This window comes from Candidatus Tisiphia endosymbiont of Melanophora roralis (assembly GCF_964026575.1).
Taxonomy (GTDB): Bacteria; Pseudomonadota; Alphaproteobacteria; order Rickettsiales; family Rickettsiaceae; genus Tisiphia.
Window position 1 is genome coordinate 1,017,888 of record NZ_OZ032161.1, and the last position, 21,307, is coordinate 1,039,194.

Consider the following 21,307-nt stretch of genomic DNA (forward strand, 5'->3'; position numbering starts at 1 on the left):
TTTAATATGTTAATACATATTAATAAATGACCTTGTGGTATAAATAGCTTAATGTTTTAGTAAGTCTATTTGTTTTTGATAATCTTTTGACTGGAAAATAAAATTACCTGATACTAAAATATCAGCTCCAGCTTTTATACAGTTCTTACTGGTAACATCATTTATTCCTCCATCTACAGAAAGCATTATAGGTTTACCAAAATTTTTGATTTTTTCTGAAATAATTTTGACTTTCTCTAACTGATTCTCTATAAACTTTTGGCTAGAAAAACCGGGGTTTACGGTCATTGCTAGAATTAGATCTACTTTATCAATAATATAATCTATAGAATTTGGACTTGTAGAGGGAAGTAGTGCCACCCCAGCTTTTAGCCCCAAATTTTGAATAATACTTAAAGTTCTGTCAAGATGAATAGTGGTTTCAGGATGGATAGTGATAATATCTGCTCCGCTATTAGCATAGTCTTTAATCGAATATTCTGGGTTATTAATCATTAAATGTACGTCAAATGGTAATGTAGTGTGAGCTCTTAAAGCTTTTATTATAGGAGGCCCAAATGTTAAGTTAGGTACAAAATGTCCATCCATAACGTCTATATGGATCATATCAGCACCAGCTTCTTCCAAAGAACTGATTTCTTTTTGCAAATTAGCAAAATCTGCTGATAGTAACGAAGGTGCGATCTTAATTATTTTCACTTTTGTTTTTATCCTCAATATGAACTTTTTGGCTATTTTTTCTTCTTGCTATATTCTGTTTTAAAGCACTAGACAGTTTTTGAAATTTACTCTCACTAAATTTACTCCCATTATTTTGCAATTTCTGCTGCTTTTCCTTTGTTATAAAAACCTTCCTATAAACTTTTTTAAGTTTTTCACTGCATTCTATAAAATACATATCACTTATGTTATACCACCCAAAAACTATAGATATATATACTCGGTGAACTTCAAGAATTGGCGTCGTCGTGTCTAAAGATCTCCGCTGCTCACGTACTAATGTACGCTCCGCTGCTCGATTTTGACACTCCTAGCTCTTCTTGAAGTTGACCTTCGTCTACCAACTCTTTATTTACGAGCAGTATACCCACAGTTAAAGTGTTTTTAAGCTTATAGCTATTCTATTTAAGGCATTCATAATTGAAATACAAATAGTAATATCTACAATTTCTCTCTCAGAAAAATACTGTAATATTTCATCTTTCATTGCGTCAATTTCCTTGAAGAAACCCCGCGTTATTAATTCACACCATCTTAGAGCTATAACTTCTTTTTCACTAAATACTTCTTTACTAGAAGACCAAATTGGTAATAAATCTAACTTCTTTTGAGGCACATTATTCTTTCTAGCATCTGTAAGATGTAAATTGCAACAATAAAAGCAGCTATTTATTTGTGATACCCTCAGTTCAATTAAGGATCTTAGTCCCTTATCAAGAGGAGATTCATTAAGACTTTCATAAGATTTATATATACATGACATTGTGTTCTTAGAGATTTCGGCATAGTTCATTTTTTTCCTTTGAATTTAGTTATTTAGTAAATATTATTCCTGAACAATGTCTATATCTAAACCATTTCATCTGTCAAGTAAAGAACTGACAAATTCAGTAGTAAGTTAAATTCTATAACTATTCAAATAAATTTCTACTATCTTTTCGACATTTTATTATTATACTACAGGTTATGATTTTATAATGAACTAGTATAGCCATAATGAATCAACATATTGTAAATTCTCCTGAATCACTTGATGAAAAGCGTAATAATGCCCGTCAAGGTGGAGGGGGAGAGAGAATCGCCTTACAACATAAAAAAGGTAAACTTACTGCAAGAGAAAGGATAGAAGTATTACTAGATCCTGAAAGTTTTGAAGAAACAGGAATGTTTGTTGAACATAGATGCAGTAATTTTGGCATGAACGACAAAAAATTCCTAGGGGACGGTATAATAACTGGACATGGCACCATAAATGGTAGGTTGGTTTTTGTGTATAGCCAAGATTTTACGGTGTTAGGTGGATCTCTTGGAGAATATCACGCTAAAAAAATTTGCACTATACTCGATTCTGCTTTAGCAGTAGGAGCACCAGTTATTGGCATAAATGATTCGGGGGGTGCAAGAATTCAGGAAGGGGTTGACGCCCTTGGTGGTTATGGAGAATTATTTCAACGCAATGTAATTGCTTCCGGTATTATTCCACAAATCACCTTAATTATGGGACCTTGTGCTGGTGGTGCTGTTTATTCTCCTGCCTTAACAGATTTCATATTCATGGTTAAAAATACTTCTTATATGTTTGTAACAGGACCAGACGTAGTTAAAACTGTTACAGGTGAAGAAGTAAGCCAAGAACAACTTGGCGGAGCAAAAATGCATACTACAAAGAGTGGTGTTGCTGACCTTGCTTTTAAAAATGATATAGAGCTACTTCTAGAAACTAGAAGGTTTTTTAATTTTTTACCTCTATCAAATAGTAGTCCTCTACCACATCGTCGTACCGAAGACCCAGCTGATCGGGTTGATATGTCCCTAAACACCTTAGTCCCAAGCATTCCGAACAAAGCTTATGACATGAAAGAATTAATTGAGCGTATTGTTGATGAAGGAGAATTTTTTGAGCTGCAACCAGATTTTGCTAGAAATATTATAATCGGCTTTGGTTATATGGAAGGAAGACCTATAGGATTTGTTGCGAATCAACCATTACATTTAGCTGGCTGTTTAGATATTAACGCATCAAGAAAGGCAGCAAGGTTTGTTCGTTTTTGTGATGCGTTTAATATCCCAATAGTAACTCTAGTTGATGTACCAGGTTTTTTACCTGGCACTGATCAAGAGCATAACGGAATTATTAAACATGGAGCAAAATTGTTATATGCGTATGCTGAAGCGACTGTACCAAAAATTACCATAATTACTAGGAAAGCTTATGGTGGAGCTTATATAGTGATGAACTCAAAACATCTTCGTGGGGATGTAAATTACGCGTGGTTCAACTCAGAAATTGCAGTACTTGGAGCTGAAGGAGCTGCTGAAATAATATTTAAAGAAGAATGCAAAGATCTAGAATCAAAAAAACAAAAAATCCAAGAGTATAAAGATACTGTTACTTCTCCTTTCGCTGCAGCATCTAGAGGATACCTAGACGATATTATAAAGCCTCAAAATACTAGATGGCGCATATGTAAAGCACTAAACTTTCTTCAAAACAAAAAAATACAATTACCATGGAAGAAGCATGATAACTTACCACTTTAGTATATTTAAGCACGAGATTTTATGACTAAACCATTATTTGATAAAATTTTAATCGCCAATCGTGGTGAAATAGCTTTGAGAATAATGCGAACCCTAAAGAAGATGGGTATTACATCAGTTGCCGTATATTCTGAAGCAGATACACATTCAATGCATGTACAATATGCTGATGAAGCTTATTATATCGGCAATTCTCCTGCCACTGAGAGCTATTTGTCAATTAAAAATATTGTAAATGCTATTAGAGCAAGTGGTGCTTCGGCGGTGCATCCAGGATATGGATTTTTATCAGAAAATTCAAATTTTGCAAATATCTTAAAAAGGGAAGGAGTTGCCTTAATAGGTCCCAATGCTTCTGCTATTAAGAAAATGGGCGATAAAATTGAAGCAAAAAAAATCGCTATGGAAGCAGGAATCAGCCTAGTCCCTGGCTATATTGGTACTATCAGCAATATAAATCAGGCCATAGAAATTGCAGAAAAAATAGGTTTCCCTGTTATAGTTAAGGCAACAGCTGGTGGTGGTGGTCGTGGAATGAGAGTGGTAAAAAACTCTGAAGAAATGGCTAATGCCTTTGAATCAGCTAAGCTTGAGGCAGTAAATAATTTTAGCGATGGTAGATTATTCATTGAAAAATTAATTCAGTCCCCAAGGCATATTGAAATACAATTATTAGCTGATCAGTATGGTAACAGTGTTTGTCTTGGTGAGCGAGAATGTTCAATTCAACGTTATCATCAAAAAGTGATTGAAGAAGCCCCAAGCTCCTTTATTACCGAGGAAATACGGCAAAAAATGTATAAAGAGACCTTAGCTTTATCTAGCAAGGTCGGTTATTACTCAGCCGGTACAGTTGAATTTATAGTTGATTTAGATAAGAACTTTTATTTCCTTGAGATGAATACTAGGCTACAAGTTGAGCATCCAGTAACTGAACTGATCACTGGTATTGACATAGTAGAAGAGATGATAAAAATTGCTGCTGGTGAAAAATTATCATTTTCTCAAGAAGATATAAAATTAAAGGGGCATGCGTTTGAATCTAGAATTTGTGCAGAAAATCCAATGCGTGGATTTCTGTCGTCTAGTGGCAGAATTACTGAATATGCAGAACCACCAAAAAATGCTAACATACGTGTGGATACAGGTCTTGGACTTGGTGGAGAAGTCAGTATGTTTTATGATTCAATGATTGCAAAACTTTGTACTTACGGAGAGACTAGAGAACAAGCTATTGAGGTTATGCGTTCTGCTTTAAGTGCTTACATAATACAAGGTATTTCTCATAATATTAGTTTCTTAGAAGCAGTAATATCACATCCTCGTTTTATAGCAGGTGATATAAATACTGCATTTATAGAAGAAGAATATCCAGATGGTTTTTCTGGAGCAAGCTTAACTTCTGAAATCACTAAAATATTCCTAGCTACAGCCATTTTTGTTTATATTGCCGAGCAAAAACGTGCTTCGTTAATCTCTGGTCAAATAGTCGATCAAACTCACAAAATCGGTACTAGATGGGTTGTATCAATTGATGACAAACTATTTCCAGTTTTAATTAAATCAGTAGATTATGGTTATAATATAAGACAAGAAAATGATAGAATTTATATACGTAGTAACTGGAACTTAGGTAGTAGACTCTTTTCCTGTATTGTAAATGGTAGAAAAGCCAATGTAAAAATTGGCAATATCTTAACAGGTTATATGTTATCACATTCAGGCATTAGTGTTAAAGCTTACGTCCGTTCCCCACGGATGTCTGAACTAGAAGCGTTGATGATTACAAAAAATATCCAAGAAGAGCAAACAGAACTGCACGCCCCGCTTGCAGGACAAATTATTGCAATTAAGGTTCAAGAAGGTAGTAAGGTAGTTATTGGTCAAGAGATTATGGTTTTAACTGCCATGAAAATGGAGAATATACTTGTTGCTGAGCGTAATGGGAAAATTGCTAAAATCCTAGTTAATGAGAAAGATCAGGTGATTAGTGGACAGGTGTTACTTGAATTTGCTTAGGTTTAAATTAGGTAGGGGTAGAACTTCAAATATACTCAAATGATTTTGAATAATAAAAATGTTGAATTACTTTTATCGATATCTTAAAAAATATTGTAGTAGCAGTAAATTAATATTTGTTCTAATAATTGTAGCCATTATATTGGCTTGCTCGACTTATTATGTGATTTCAATTGAATCGAAATCTCTTGGACCAGACCCAAGTAGAGTTATAGGGCTTATATTAGTAGATCTTGCTGTATTCTTACTTTTAGGCATTTTATTAGCTCGTAAATTTTTACGAGATTTTATTGATAAAGGTGAAAGGGAGACGTCTTCGAAATTACAAAATCGTATCATTATTGCCTTTAGTTTAATTGCTACAATTCCAACCATTATTGTTTCAGTCTTTTCAGCATACTTCTTTAACTTTGGTATTCAATCTTGGTTCGATAAAAAGATTTCTGCTGTGCTTGATCAGTCGATAATAGTAGCAGAATCTTATATAGACGAACATAAACTACAGTTACGCGAAACAGCATTATCCGTCGCTGATGATTTAACGGAGATGTATTATAATTTAATACATAATCCCCTTTCATTTAATGAAGCATTAAATACTGAAGTTGAGATGCGCTCTCTTGACGAAGCTATGGTTTTACATAGACCTACTAATACTGTTATTGCTAATACATTCTTAAGTTTCGCAATTTCATTTGCTACTATTCCAGCTCATTTAATGAAAAGAGCTGAGCTAGGAGAAATTGTTGAGATAAAATCTGATCCTAAAAAGATTCGAATGCTTACAAAACTTAAAGATCATAATGATATATATTTGTTGGTAGGTAGATTGATTGATGCTAAAATTATTGATCATATTGATAAAACTAACGGTGCAGCTGAAGAATATTATCGTCTTAAAAAACATATATCCAGTATGCAGATCAAATTTTCTATAGTATTTATTTTTATTGCTTTATTACTGCTATTAGCTGCAATAAGCTGGGGGATGATTTTTGCTACAAAGATAGTAAAGCCTATTCGGAAATTAGTGATTGCTACTGAAAAGGTTAAAAATGGTGACTTAACTATTCAAGTACCAGAAGACCTTGTTAATAAAGATGAAATAAGCGTTTTATCCTCAGCTTTTAATAGGATGATTAAACAAATTGACCATCAACAAAGAGATCTAGTTATAGCTCAACGTGCACTTGCTTGGTCTGACGTAGCAAGGAAAGTAGCTCACGAGATTAAGAATCCTTTGACACCTATTCACCTTGCCTCCGAAAGATTGCTTAGGAAATTTAGTAATCAAGTTGAAGATAAGGCAGAGTTCAACAAATACATACAGATGATTGTACGTCATACTGACGATATTAAGAAAATTGTCTCTGAATTTGTTAATTTTGCAAGACTACCAGCCCCAATATTTATGGATTGTGATCTAGTAATTCTTATAAAGAATATGGTTGAATCACGAAAATTAATTAATGATAAAATATTATATAAATTCATCACAACTGATAAACACATAGATTTTATCTGTGATACAACTCAAATTAATCAGATTATGGTTAATTTATTAAAAAATGCCGAAGAATCTATAGGACTTACTAGATTTCAACAAGGTGTTATTGCTGTTTCTATAACCAAGTCTAACCACCAGATTACTATTACAGTAAATGACAATGGAGTAGGATTCCAAGCAAATTTAATTGATAGGGCTACAGAAGCCTATATAACAACTAGATCTAAAGGAACTGGTTTAGGGCTAGCCATTATCAAAAAAATAGCACAGGATCATTGTGCAACACTAGAGTTAGCAAACAAGTACGAGGGGGGAGCGATTGTCAACATAACATTCAACCTTGATGAATTAAAATTAAAGATCAATAATTCGAAGTCGATAAATCACATTTTCACTTAATATTCTTTTCTTACTTTACTTTTTTCTTGGTAACTCTCTCATATTTAAAGTCATGCTTTATAACAATACACTTAATCTGCAATCGTGATTTTTATTACATATTAGTAAATCTTTCTTTAAAAATAAAATTATAAATACAGTTTCTACTTTCCCTCTCTATGACAATTGCATTAACATTAATTAATCTTTAATAAATAAATTAACTGATAGGTAATAAAATGGTTTTATTTAACAAGTTACAAAATAATTTTCTTATTAATAGATCTAATAGATATATATTTAATAGATATTTAGTAACAAGGTGCATAATTTTTCTTTTTTTGTTTATTCTATTTCTTTTATTACAAGGGTTTGGTACATCTAATGTTTTGGCAGCAGAACTAAGAAATGAGCAAATAAATCTACCTCATTTAGATCCAACTACTAATAGAGAATACTTTGAAAATGAAATAGAGGCAACTCGGCAACTTATTGATGAAGCTCGTGGTGAGTTGAAAACACTAGAACAAGAATACAATTCACATAGAGTAACAAAAGCATTGGGTAAAAAAAACAATTATTATTCAGAAGCAGTTGATTTACTAGAAAAGGAGTCTTTAAAGTCTCTTGAGTTAATGAAAGAATATACTTTTGAGAAAGAAAAAATCTTAAACGAGATATTAGATAACAAAACGCTGAAAGGCATAAAGGAGAAAGGTTTAACCGAAATAGAGAAGCTAATAGATAGAAATTATGAAGAATATAATAAAGCTCTATTAGAAGCTAAACAAAAGATTTTTGAGGAAAAGAAAGAATATAATAAAGCTCAATCAGAAGCTAAACTAAAAGCTTTGGTGGAAAAGGACAATTTTTTATTAACAATAAAAAAAGAATTAGAGGAAACCTCACATCAAGATGCTGTATACTTGAAGAATGAGAACAACAAACAAGGAGGGAGCGAATACAACGTAGTAAACACAGACCCCGAAATTTACGAAGACAATTTTTCAGATCATTCAAGTATAATTGAAATTCTAAAAAAAATAAAAATATCTCCACAAGACCTAGGGTACGATGATAACAAAAAAGAAACTCTCTATACTAATCTTAAGGAAGTAAATCAAAAGTTAGGAGATTTAGCACAGAAGATACGTGAGACAGAAAAGCAAGACTCAATACTCAACCAAGAAAAAGATAATTACGACCAACTATCAAGTTCTATTGATATAAAAAAAGATAAAATCTGCAAGTTAGAAGAAACAAAAAAATACTTTGAATCTAAGTTAGATTGTAAAGAGGCTAATTTACCTGCTTTACCAAAGAAGAAACTACAGTTTAGGAATGTGGCAGCACACATTATTTCTATTATCAAAGCACAACCTCAAACTTCTAATAGTTTGGTATCAGTAAAATCACCTTATATATCTCTTGACGACCAACCTCCAGCTCCAAGCTTAAATATGCAAACAGAGATATTACCATACCAAATAGATCCTTCTGTTGTTACGCCTCTAATATTAGATACCACTCAACCTAATAATGAAACGCTAACCGATAAAGCTATACCACAAGTAAACACTAAAAGTTTACACGATGAATTGCAAGAGTTTTCAACAGAAAATGACGGTAATAATCAACGTAAGGAGATTATTACTCGCAGGCATAGCATCGAAACAGAACAACCTAAACATTATCAAGATAATAAAACTATTACTCGTACGTTTAGCCTCGAACTCCCCCGACCCCAATCACTAGACGAAGGATTTTTCTCTTATCACAGCAGCACACCAGAATCTGAAGAGGAAGAGTGGAGCGACTCTGAAGATGAACCACTCATAGATACTCCCAAAAGGTTTTCACGGTCATCTTCATTAGCACCACTCGATCCACAATATTATTCAAGAAGATCATCAGATGCTTCAAATCTTGATTCTAGTGATGAAGTAGCAGTAGTAATGTTTCCCCCCCTACCAATAACTCAAGAACAATCTTCAACAACGCACACAGTAGTTGACCAAGTTGTAGTATACAATGTGGACAATAAACAAGGGGTAAGCGAAAACAACATAGAACTACATGAATATGAGAATCCATCGAAACTTTACAAAACTAAAAGGCAGAAAAGGAGTATAGCTGTACAGGATATATTTGATGAAGATAATCTTGGATTAGAAGAATTGTTTAAAGAAAAGGCTGTGCCAATAGTAGCTAATGTTCAACTTCCTGAACCTGAATATCACACAGTTGAACAGCTTGTAGATAAGCCTGAATATCACGCAGTTGAACAACTTGTAGCTAATGTTCTACCTCAGCAGGCTGAATATCATGCACATGAACAACATCATACAGTTGAATATCATGTAGCTAATGTTCTGCCTCTAGTAGCTGTTCATCAAGCCCCTACTAAAAGGCAAAAAAGGAGTATAGCTGTACATGATAATGTAGTTGTTGTTCAAAATGAAGTATTTGATGAAGATAATCTTGGGTTAGAAGAATTGTTTAAAGAAAAAGCTGTGCCAATAGTAGCTAATGAGCAACTTCCCGAGGAAGAACATCATGCAATTCAACCTCTTGAGGCTGTACCTCAACCTCCTGCAGATGTAGTCCACGTAGAAAATAATCCTCCTGCAGTTCAACCTCTTGAGGCTGAACATGATATATTTGATGAAGATAATCTTGGGTTAGAAGAATTGTTTAAAGAAGATGCTGTACCTATAGTAGCTAATGATCAACCTCCTGAGGCTGAACATCATGCAGATGGACAACATGTAGATGAACATCAGAAGGATGAACATTTTGTAACTAATGAGCAGCCTCTTGCAGCTGCACCTCAAACTCCTCTAGAAACTATAGCATTAGTTGAAAAAAAATCTTATATCCCACCTATTAATTTTGATATCGAACAAAATATAGCAAAATATACTACATATATAGAATTTGATTACTTGGATTTAATTTCAAATGCTTTAAGTACTCGAAATCAAAATAATCTATTAACAGATAATCCTACGGTAAAAGCGGCAGGGGATAATGATTATTATATTAAAAAAGGAGGGTGGATTCAAGTTATGAGGTCTACTAGCAAACAAAAAGGAAATACTTTACCCTTTAAAAATAATCAGCAAGGCTTCGTTCTAGGTTTTGATGCACAGCCTCTTGATGAACTTATTATAGGAATCGCATATGCTAATGCAAATTCATATACTAAATTTCAAAACATCTTTAATGACAAGCAAAATATTATTTTACATGTAGCTGCAGTTTACAGCAAATATACATTATCACCAAATATGTATCTGAGTTCTTATCTTAAATATGGTAAAGCCTTTATTAAAAATCTAGGGAAAAGAGATACTATATCCATTAATAGCAAGACTAACGGTTATGTAGGACGTGCGAAGCTTGAAACTCACTATAAAGTTGATTTAGATAAATTTTTGTTCAAACCAATGGTAGGAATAATATTTGATCGTTTTCTAATCAAAAATTTTACAGAATATAGGAAAGATTTTAATATTAATGTACCAACTAGGAAAGGAAAAAGAGTATCATTTGAAACTGGAATTGATTTCAGTAAACGCATTTTGGTAAAAAATATTTCAATTATTCCTAAGGTATACTTTAAACTAGATCAGACTATTCTACTAAATAATTCAACCGACATTATTAATTTTACTAGCATAGAACACCATACTCAAACAGTAGCTATCACAAAATCTCTAAGACCATCTCCAAAAAATGTTATGTACACTTTAGGAGGTTGTATAAACATGCAATCTGTATCAGCACTTGAATTAGGTGCTGGTTATGATTATAGTTTAAAGAAAAGTTTTACTACCCACTCTTTCTATGTTAATGGATCAGTGAAATTTTAATATAAGTTGCTAATTATTACATAATTAGCAACTCTCGTTAACAATCTCTACCACCACCTACATTTCGGTTAGGTTGTTTATTAGCAAGTCCTTTCTTATCTAGAGAACCATCTAGAGCAGGGGTAGCATTAGCATCATGTAATAGCTGAGACGCATCCTTAAAAAGAGGGTCAGCTGTTACACGATCAGGTTGCAACCCGGGAACAGCAGCTGAATTTACCCTAATATTACCCTGGGCATTTTTAACTATTCCTACATATTCTCCTTTGTTTTTAAGAACTTCTTGCTCAAGTTTCTCAAGAGTGCTTTTATCTACTGGTAAAGTATAAGTTTTACCCTTACGTTTCAAATATAAAGGTGACTTATTGTCCTCAGAACAAGAAAATATTTCTGTAGGTTTGGTCAGATGCACCAACTTGCCATTCTTATAGTGAGCAGTCAAATACACAGCATCTTCTTTACTAATATTACGTCCATTTGTATCTTGTACTGCAAAAGACATATGGCACGCCCCCTGCATATCTATAGATAACGGTATATTTACCATACGAGCATTTTTAATTTCTTCTCCCTCACTAGTTTTATATTTAGCATTTTTGTCATCATGACTCAATATTGTTTCATTTATTGTCACAACATCCTTACCGTTTTGCTGCAAACTAAAGCTCTTATCTGCTCCTTTATCTTGCCATTCAATATCTTTATACTCAGCTGCAAATTTTTTATGAATATCTGTATAGCCTCTTTGTTCAATATTTTCTATCTCTCGTAGTACTTCTGAGTCCCGCAATACTTCGGATAATCCGCCAACATTTTTTTGGGCAAATTGAGCAAAACTGCTTGTAGATTGCAAAGAAAATTTATTAACAATTGGTCGGACTTGCTCTCTTGACAATTCCTTAAAAGCTTGCAATATTTTATCATCGTCATAAACATTACCCTTAGTCTTATCCTGAACTAATACTTTATCTACAGACATGCCACTATACATCCTAGGGCTATACTCTGTACCTACTGATTGATACAACTTTTGCCTATTATCTGTTTGGCTATCAACTGCTCTAAACTCTTTAGTAATAGTCTCTGTTTCCGTACCTATTGACTTACTAGCTATCTCATCCGTTTGCATCCCAGCTTCTTGTACTTCCGGCTTAATTTGTAATTTTTCCAACTGACTTAGAAGTTTAGCGTTTTTAGCTTCAAGTTCCGCTATTCTAGCCTGTTGATCTTTTTGGATTCTTTGGGCATGTTCCTGAGCAACCTCCAACCTCCCCCAAAGTTCATCTATATCCCCTTTTTGTTTTTCTTTTAAGGCATTATACTCTAAATCTTTTCTTGCACTAAGTGTTTCTAGCTGATTTTTTGTATCTTCTTTTATTTTTTCTAACTGAGATTTTAAACCCGCATTCTCGTCGGTTACTTTATTTAGCTGAGTTTTAAAGTTTTTATTTTGGTCATATTGCTCATCAGAAATAAGTTTTTCCAACGTTAGTTTTTCTTGGGCTTCGGTTAATTCTTGTTGAATTTTCTTTAGCTCTGCCTGTTGTTTTTCGTATTCTGCCTCTAAATAATTATACTTTAAATCTTTCTTCCCACTAAGTACCTCTAACTGTTTTCTTTCATTTTCTATTTCTTCTAACTGAGTTTTTAAACTATTATTCTCATTGGTTAATCCACCTAGCTGAGCTTGTAATTCTTTAGCTTGCTTACTTTCTACACCATATTCTTGCTCAGCTGCCTTTAGGCTTTCTTGAACGATTATTAATTCTTGTTGCTTCTTTTCTAGCTCACTCCAACTTTTTTGCTGTTCTAATTTTAGTTGTGATAATTCCTCATCTACCTCTTGCAATTTCGCTGCATAATTTTCTTTTGCTTTACTATACTCTAAATTTTTTGCTTCACTAAGTTCTACTAGCTCTTTTTTTTCATTTTTTTCTGCTTGTAACTGAGTATTTAAATTAGCATTCTCATTGGTTAACCCATCTAGCTTAGCTTGTAATTTGTCAGCTTGATCACTTTTTGCTTCTAGCTGAATTTGCAGCTCTTTATACCTATTACTTTCTTCTCCAAATTTTTTTTGTTCTACTGATAATTTTTCATTTAGCTCTCGCACTACTGCTACTTGTTCTACTTTGGCTCTCTCCAATTGTTCCTCAAACCCTTCTGCCTTTTTTTGTATTGCTTGAGCTTCATTCTTCTCTAATCCTATTTCTTTAGTAAGCTTATCTATCTGACCTTTCTGATTTTCTGTATTTTGTTCTGCCACTGCTAACTTAGTCATTAACTCATTTTCCTTATTAGTGAGTTCTGTTACTTGAGTTTGTAGTTTTTTAGCCTGCTCACTTTCTGTTGCTAGCTGATCTTGTAATTTTTTAGTTAGCTCACTTTTTTCTTTGGATTGATTCTGTGCTAATAATAACTCCTCTTGAGATTTTTCTAATAATTGTTGTTTCGCATCTAACTCATTCCGACTTTTTTGTAATTCTTCTTTAGCTAGTTCCGATTGTCTATTAAATTCCTTTGCATGACTTTCCTGTGCTGCATTTAATTCATTTTGCAACTCACCATAAACCTTGTTTAAATCAGCTAGCTTAGCTTCTAATTTTGTATTTTGCCCATCTTTCTCTCTAAAAGTAAGTTTTTCTAAATTTAACTCTTCTTGTTTTTTCTCTAACTCATTCCTTGTTTGTTGCAATTCTAATTGTAGTTGAGATTGTAGTTCCGATAATTTCTCAGTTGCCTCTTGCAATTTTGCTGCATAATTTTCTTTTGCTTTATACTCTAATTCTTTTTCCCCACTAAGTACCTCTAGCTGTTCTTTTGCATTTTTCTCTGTAGCTTCTAACTTAGCTCTTAATTTATCATTTTCACTGGTTAACTTATCTATCTGATCTGACAAAGATCCATCTGATTCACCTAGCTCCTGTAGTTCATCTGCCCAACTACGTCCGTGAGATATCGTAGATTGTTGTTGCTCTTCCTTTTCTCCCTCCAGTTCCCTAATCCGTTCTTGGAGTTCACTTATTCGTTCTAGATTTTTTTTGCTTTCTTGTTCTGCAGATAATTTTTCCGTATCTATCAATGATTTTAATTGCTGTAATTGATGATCTTGATCATCTATTTTACCCTGTGCAATCTTAAGCTGTTCATTCAACTTATTAATCTCAATTTGACGTTTCACTGACGCCTCAGCATCATTAGCTCTTTCTTGTAATATAGAATACTGGCTAACTGAACCTTCTTGTTGTTTTGCACTGGATAGAGGGGGGTAAGATTTTTGTTCCAATTGCTTTAATTCTTCAAACAACTGCTCTTCTTTTTGCTTGCTTTGCTTAATGATTTTAGTCTTTGCATCTATTTCGTCTTGGATTGTCTTTATTTCTTTTTCCTGGAGTATTATATTTTCATATTGTTTTGCTAGTATAGGCTCTTGTTCTGAAATAGCTTTTATATCTTTTTCTATCTCCGCTTGACGTTCCTTAAACAATTCTTGTAGTATTGGCTGAGCATCAACTGTCAAATTATCAGCTAAATCTTTCTTTTGTAACTCCTTTTTTAGCTCTATTAAATTTCTATCTCTTTCTTCTAAATTCTGCATACTGGCATTAAGCTCGACCATAAGCTGCAAATTTTTCTCAAGTAATTGTTCTTTGTTATCTTCGCTAAGTAATTCATTTCCTGCAAGAAATTTATCAAATGCCTCTTTGTGTTCAATGCTCCTATGAGAAGTATCTTTTCCATCTCCATGTAAAAACTGCTCAAACTCTCGACATAGCTCAAGATTTAATACAATGTTTTCATATTGCTGCTTGATCAATTCTAACTCTAAATCTATAAATTCATTTTGTTCTTGAACTGCTTTTTTTATTTCGTCTGCTGATTGAGCAGCTAGGTGTCCTTTTATTTTTTCCTGCTGTTTCCAAAGTTCTCCCAACAATTCTGATGCATCCTTATCTTGTTCCTGCAAATTCTCTCTTAGAGTATCTAATGCTGTTTGCTTCTCTCGGATATCTCTTTGTAGCACTTTGAGGTCTTTATTAGCTTCTTCAAATATACCCTGCTCAGTTTTCATCTTTTCTTGAAGTTGTTTTATTGCGGATAAAGCTTCTTCTGATTCTGGTAATGACATTTTATTTACCCATAGTTTAAATTATCTAAATTAATATTATAAAAATTAGAGTATAACTATAACTTCAAAAGTTGTTAAAAACAACTTTTAGAAGTAAAATCTCTAGATTATTGGAAATTCTTTATGTTAATTTCGTGGATTTATAAGAATTATTGCTAAAGCAAGAACCCCTCAACTGTTGAAAGTTTACAAATACCTATACCACAACGTCATTGCGAGCGTAAATGAAGCAATCTAGGAAACAATCTATAGATAAATGATGTTACTGGATTGCTTCGTCGACCTACGGTCTCCTCGCTAATAGACGTATAAAGAAGCTGTATTTACTAACTTTCAACAGTTGTAGGGGTAACATCAGGGCAGTTTAATAACCTTTGGTATACTAACTGTACGAGTATGCCACAAAGTATATATGCCCTTAGCTATATTCTCACTAGCAGAATAATACTTAACTCGCATATTATTAGGTATATTAGGTAAATGAAGATGCATATTCTCATCAATAATTGACACTCTTCCTTCATTAAACTCGTTTTTTATATGTCTTTTATGGGTTTCGTTCATTGTGGAGTTATAATACACCGTAACAGTTTTAGCAGGTAACATATCTACGGTTTCCGAGACCATAGAAGTAGACTCACCTGGTACTATAATCAAACTATGCTTGTTATATAAAACAGCTCCAAGAATAGCCTTATACATACTTGGTTGTCCTTTCTTAAAGTCAAATAATTTAAAGGGTACTCGATTTTCTTGTAAAACCCTTTGGAAACTTGAGGTCACCGTATCCATTATACTATCTTTTTCATGTACACTAAGTTCTTTATTGTTTTGGCAATCATATTTTCCTGTACGTGGACCATTGGATACTAATACGAAATAATTATTTTTTAATGCAAGATTACTAACATAATTGGCTAACTTCTCTGCTTCTTTATTTGTGTAGCAATGATATGTACCATTTTCCAGTACATCCCCTGCTAAAATCACTGCTAAATATTTATCAAAGGAAGAAAACATTGATTTAAATGCAGCATATTCTGATTCAATATCAGAGACCTGCATATTATGAGCCACCCCATTAGTAGTAAGTAGTATAGTGTTCACGCCAGTAAGCTTACCAGTAAGTTTAGTATTCTGCTTATCTAATGCATGACTAGGCAATGCTATTATGTCTGCACCCAAAAAATTATCACGTTTTTCTTGGACAAGTTGCTTGTGTGATAAAGTGCCATTATCTAATAGTTGGTGAGAAAGATGTACTGCGATAATATTTTTTGCCAGTTCAGGATCTGACTTTAATTTAGTTATTGATTCTATGCCGTAATAACCAACTGAAACTATAATGGCAAGATTTTTGTTACTGCTAATTTGACCCTTAATTTGATCCTTAACGGTTTCTAATTGAGATTTATCGTATTCCTCAACATTCAGCGTAACAGACTTGCTTTTAAAATATTTCTCGCTTTCTCTTGCTACTCCTAGCAATTGACTACGATCCCCAACAAAAGCTTTATCGCTTATGATATACAAATTAGCACTCTTTGTTTCAGCTGCGTGAGTGTGCATCATAAAAGATGATATTATTAAAACTATAAAAAAAATGTAGCAAAAATATGGTCTAATAATCATAATATCTCAAATTTAGAATTGTGTCATCACCCAAATGTTATTGCTGAGGAGTTGATCAACCATTATCTATTAACAAGGAGCTACTTTAGTAGCAACGAAACAATCCAAGAGATTAGGCATAGGTAAGCCAATATATTGGATTGCTTCGTCGACCTTAGGTCTCCTCGCAATGACGGTTAAGGAGAAACTTGATTATCGAGTTAAACTGCCCTACTTCGCAGATATAATAGTTTTAAGCTCGATTAACCTTCCATTAGTTGTTTACGAGCAACTTTTCTTTTTCTTCTTTCTGTTTCTTGATCTTTACGAACACGTTTTACTGAAGGAGGTTCATAGAAACGCGACATTTTCATTGAACGGAACACAAGCTCTCTTTGCATTTTTCTTTTCAAATTTTTAATTGCTTGCTCACCATTCCCAGCATGAACGTTTACTAGTATCACTTTTAATTACCCCCTATTTAGCATAAATTAGACTATTGAATGATAGTAACATTATCTATATACTAAGCTTATATGTCAAGATTAAAAGATGCATTTAACGACTATTTTTTATGACTACTTACGAAAAATATCATAGTTTGAAAGTACAATTTGTACAAGTTCTAGCAAAACTGCTAATCTTTGATGAGTGGAATAATAAATTATTGGCAGATGCGGAAAAGGAATGTGGTTTTGTTAAGGGGTATTGTCATATAATTTTTCCAAATGGTCTAAGGGAAATAGTTGATTTTTTTGAAAGCTGGCAAGACCAAAAAATGCTTGAGTTATTATCTCAGCAAGAAACCCCAGCTAAAATAAGGGATAAAATTGATTTAGCCTTAAAAGTTAGAATAAAAAATTGTACACCTAAACTTGTATACTCAAATGATTTGGAGAATGGGGACAATAAACAAGGGGTGAACGGACTAGGCGTACATGAAGTACGTGAGTACGCGAATACCCCGCAAGTATTTGCAAAAACCAATTCTTCAAAGCAGAAGAGTATACATTTGAAGAATCGTACTTATTTTACCACACCATCAAACACTCTATTTGCTACAAAAATAGCCTTTCGTACCTGCGATTTAATTTGGCGTTATGCAGGAGATACATCTATAGATCATAATTATTATACTAAGAGAAGTTTGTTATTTAGCGTTTATATAAGTTCGATACTCTATTACATTCAAGACGAGTCAGAAAATAATATAGATACCGATAAATATATTACCAAGTCTTTATCTAGTATCATAACTATGTTCTCTAAATGTAAGAATATTTTTAAATTACCAAATCCCGTCGATATACCAATTATTCGACTATTTTTATAATAATCAAGATTACAACATGACTAATAAATACTACCCAGATATCCAATCTAATGCCGATTTTCCAACGATTGAAAAAAAGATTTTAGCTTATTGGCAGAAGAATAATATTTTCCAAAAAACGATAGATGCTAGACCATCAATAAATAATGGACAAAATAACGAATTCATCTTTTATGATGGTCCACCCTTTGCTAATGGTCTACCACATTATGGTCATCTGCTAACTGGCTTTATCAAAGATGTTTATGCACGCTATCAAACTAGTAAAGGCAAAAGAGTCGAGCGACGCTTTGGGTGGGATTGTCATGGACTCCCTGCTGAAATGCAAGCAGAGAAGGAATTAAGTATTTCTGGTAGAACGGCCATTATCAATTTTGGTATTGATAAATTTAACGAGCATTGTAGATCATCGGTCATGAAATATGCTAATCAGTGGCAGGAATATGTTAATCGACAAGCACGATGGGTGGATTTTACCAATTCCTATAAAACCATGGATAAAGCTTTTATGGAATCTGTGCTGTGGGCTTTCAAAGAATTATATAACAAAGGACTTCTATATGAATCAATGAGAGTAATGCCTTATTCTTGGGCATGTGAAACGCCTTTATCTAATTTTGAAACAAGGCTAGATAATGCATATAGAGAACGAACTGATAAGGCAGTTACGGTAAGTTTTGTACTTGAGGATAAATTACCAAATTCTGTACAATATAACGAGTACAGAATGCTGGCATGGACTACGACACCATGGACTTTGCCAGCTAATTTAGCATTAGCTATTGGACCTGATATTGAATATGCTTTAGTACCAAATGGTCAGGTTTGTTATATTTTGGCTAAATTTGCTTTGGCTAAATATAAAAAAGAGTTAGGACTTAGTGATGAAAAAAATTATGATATAATTGAAGGTAAGTACCTATTAAATCTCACTTACAAGCCATTATTCAATTATTTTGCCAATCATCCAAGTAGCTTTAAAGTACTTTCCGGAGATTTTGTTGTTGAGGGAGACGGTACTGGTATCGTTCATATGGCTCCAGGTTTCGGTGAGGAAGACCAAATTCTTTGTGCAGCCCATGGTATAGAACTAGTTTGTCCGGTAGATAGTAGCGGAAAATACACCAAAGAAATTTTTGACTTGGCTGGTATGCAAGTATTTGATGCTAATGACCAAATTATTATTAAGCTAAAAAATCAGGGTAATTGGCTTAAAACCGAGCAATATATTCATAATTATCCCCATTGTTGGCGTACTGACACCCCTCTTATATACAAAGCCGTTCCTTCTTGGTATGTAAAAGTTACCGAATTTAAAGACAGAATGGTCCTATTAAATCAACAAATTAATTGGATACCCTTGCATGTCAAGGATAATTTATTTGGCAAATGGCTAGAAAATGCTAGGGATTGGTCAATTAGCCGCAATAGATTTTGGGGTACACCGCTACCTGTATGGAAATCAGATAATCCGGCTTATCCTAGGATTGATGTGTATGGATCAATAGAGGAGTTAGAAAAAGATTTTGGGATTACAGTTACCGATTTACATAGGCCTTTTATTGATCAACTAACTAGAAAAAATCCGGATGATCCAACCGGTAAATCAATGATGGTTAGAGTAGAAGATGTCTTTGATTGCTGGTTTGAAAGCGGCTCTATGCCTTATGGGCAAGTACATTATCCATTTGAAAATAAAGAGTGGTTTGAAAAGCATTTTCCTGCCGATTTTATAGTAGAATATTCAGCACAAACACGCGGTTGGTTCTATACTTTAATGGTACTGTCAACAGCCCTTTTTGACCAAACACCTTTTTTAAATTGTATTTGCCATGGGGTTATATTAGACAGCACCGGGCAAAAATTATCAAAGCGTCTTAATAATTATGCTGATCCGCTAGAATTATTTGATAAATATGGTTCTGATGCTCTAAGAGTTACCATGCTCTCTTCCAATGTAGTCAAAGGTCAGGAACTGCTGATCGACAAAGACGGTAAAATGGTTTATGAGAGCTTACGTTTATTTATCAAGCCCATTTGGAATGCTTACCATTTCTTTACTCTGTATGCTAATAGCGATCAGATAAAAGCGGAAAGCAACTTTAATTCTCAAAATGTGCTAGATCGTTATATCTTATCAAAACTAAAAATATCAGTAGAAAAAATCCAGTATGGGCTAGATAATTTTGATACTCAAATAGCTTATAATAATGTCGGCAATTTTTTTGAAGTATTAAATAATTGGTATATTAGAAGAAGTAGGAATCGTTTTTGGAAAATTGAAAAAGATCAAGATAAAGAAAATGCTTATAATACCTTATATAGTTGTCTTGAAATAATGTCTATTGCTCAATCTAGTTTACTACCATTAATTTCTGAGGAAATTTATTTAGGACTTACAAGGCTAGAAAAGCAAGGAGGCAGTGTTCATTTAGCGGATTTTCCTAAACTTGATATGATAGAAGTCGATTATGATTTAGTCAGCATCATGGATCAAGTATTAGATATTTGTAGTAATGCTTTATTCATTAGAAGTAACGAAAATATCCGGGTTCGTCAACCACTTAGCAGTTTAACGATCATTAGTAAAAATAATGAATTACTAGTAAAATTTGAAGAATTAATTAAAGATGAGATTAATGTTAAAAAGGTAATTTATAAAGATGATGTAGAAAATCATGCTGATTACAAATTATCTATTAACTTCCCTAATTTAGGAAAACGTCTACCTCATAAAGTCAAGGATATCATAATAGCTTCTAAAAACCATCAGTGGCAACTGATGAATGAGCATCTAGTAATAGCGGGAGAAACATTAAATCAAGGTGAGTTCTCTCTAGTTTTAGAACCTAAAAATGTTAAAGGTACAAAGTCTTTAGCTAATAATCATGGACTAATATTACTGGATTTAGAAATAACAAAAGAACTATACGAAGAAGGTATTGCAAGAGATTTAGTACGCTTTATTCAACAAACGAGAAAAGATGCCAATTTTGCCATGAATGATAGAATCTTCCTAGAAGTCATAGGCAAACCGGATGTTATGCAAATAGTTGAGCAACATAGTACATTCATTCTTGAGCAAACCTTAAGTGAATTTGCTAGCGATTTCACGCTAGAATATATGACTAATGTTGAATTAAATTCAGACATAATAACTATAAGGGTAGCAAGAGTTTCTAAGTAACCTCAAA

Annotated in this window: 12 protein-coding genes; 6 read left to right on the forward strand and 6 right to left on the reverse strand. The window is 33.3% G+C overall.

Translation table 11 applies throughout. The features are described from left to right. Nucleotides 1–48: 48 nt before the first annotated feature. The 3 genes from rpe to AAGD53_RS04940 all read right to left on the reverse strand — a co-directional run bounded on the left by rpe (nt 49) and on the right by AAGD53_RS04940 (nt 1,513). Nucleotides 49–699, reverse strand: coding sequence for a ribulose-phosphate 3-epimerase (gene rpe, locus AAGD53_RS04930; RefSeq protein WP_341762414.1), 651 nt, complete (start codon nt 697–699; stop codon nt 49–51). Beyond that, nucleotides 686–898 carry a hypothetical protein gene (locus tag AAGD53_RS04935; RefSeq protein ID WP_341762415.1) on the reverse strand — a complete coding sequence of 71 codons (213 nt, stop codon included), beginning with the start codon at nt 896–898 and terminating at the stop codon, nt 686–688. Before AAGD53_RS04935 ends, rpe begins: the two co-directional genes overlap by 14 nt. A 195-nt stretch (nt 899–1,093) precedes the next feature. After that, nucleotides 1,094–1,513, reverse strand: coding sequence for a carboxymuconolactone decarboxylase family protein (locus tag AAGD53_RS04940; protein ID WP_341762416.1), 420 nt, complete (start codon nt 1,511–1,513; stop codon nt 1,094–1,096). A gap of 203 nt (nt 1,514–1,716) precedes the next feature. On the opposite strand from AAGD53_RS04940, the gene AAGD53_RS04945 reads away from it, so the two are divergent. From AAGD53_RS04945 to AAGD53_RS04960, 4 genes are all read left to right on the forward strand, one after another. After that, nucleotides 1,717–3,261 (forward strand): acyl-CoA carboxylase subunit beta, encoded by a 1,545-nt coding sequence (locus AAGD53_RS04945; protein ID WP_341762417.1) that lies wholly within the window; start codon nt 1,717–1,719, stop codon nt 3,259–3,261. A 21-nt stretch (nt 3,262–3,282) separates the two neighbouring features. After that, nucleotides 3,283–5,280 (forward strand): acetyl/propionyl/methylcrotonyl-CoA carboxylase subunit alpha, encoded by a 1,998-nt coding sequence (locus AAGD53_RS04950; RefSeq protein ID WP_341762418.1) that lies wholly within the window; start codon nt 3,283–3,285, stop codon nt 5,278–5,280. Between the two features lie 58 nt (nt 5,281–5,338). Then, complete coding sequence (locus AAGD53_RS04955) at nt 5,339–7,186, forward strand: sensor histidine kinase NtrY-like (protein ID WP_341762419.1); 1,848 nt, start codon at nt 5,339–5,341, stop codon at nt 7,184–7,186. Between the two features lie 218 nt (nt 7,187–7,404). Beyond that, complete coding sequence (locus tag AAGD53_RS04960; RefSeq protein WP_341762420.1) at nt 7,405–11,040, forward strand: autotransporter domain-containing protein; 3,636 nt, start codon at nt 7,405–7,407, stop codon at nt 11,038–11,040. 37 nt (nt 11,041–11,077) lie between these two features. Here AAGD53_RS04960 and AAGD53_RS04965 read toward each other — a convergent pair whose 3' ends face one another. The 3 genes from AAGD53_RS04965 to rpsU form a co-directional block, all read right to left on the reverse strand. Next, nucleotides 11,078–15,169, reverse strand: coding sequence for a hypothetical protein (locus tag AAGD53_RS04965; protein WP_341762421.1), 4,092 nt, complete (start codon nt 15,167–15,169; stop codon nt 11,078–11,080). A gap of 354 nt (nt 15,170–15,523) precedes the next feature. Next, a complete protein-coding gene (locus AAGD53_RS04970; RefSeq protein WP_341762422.1) occupies nt 15,524–16,741 on the reverse strand; it encodes a hypothetical protein in 1,218 nt (405 codons plus the stop codon). A 302-nt stretch (nt 16,742–17,043) separates the two neighbouring features. After that, nucleotides 17,044–17,244: a 30S ribosomal protein S21 gene (gene rpsU / locus AAGD53_RS04975; RefSeq protein WP_341748434.1), complete on the reverse strand. Its 201-nt coding sequence runs from the start codon at nt 17,242–17,244 to the stop codon at nt 17,044–17,046. Nucleotides 17,245–17,354: 110 nt separating this feature from the next. On the opposite strand from rpsU, the gene AAGD53_RS04980 reads away from it, so the two are divergent. After that, complete coding sequence (locus AAGD53_RS04980) at nt 17,355–18,113, forward strand: COQ9 family protein (protein ID WP_341762423.1); 759 nt, start codon at nt 17,355–17,357, stop codon at nt 18,111–18,113. A 16-nt stretch (nt 18,114–18,129) separates the two neighbouring features. After that, the gene (gene ileS, locus AAGD53_RS04985; protein ID WP_341762424.1) at nt 18,130–21,300 is read left to right on the forward strand and encodes an isoleucine--tRNA ligase; all 3,171 of its coding nucleotides are present in this window, start codon (nt 18,130–18,132) and stop codon (nt 21,298–21,300) included. Nucleotides 21,301–21,307 lie beyond the last annotated feature (7 nt).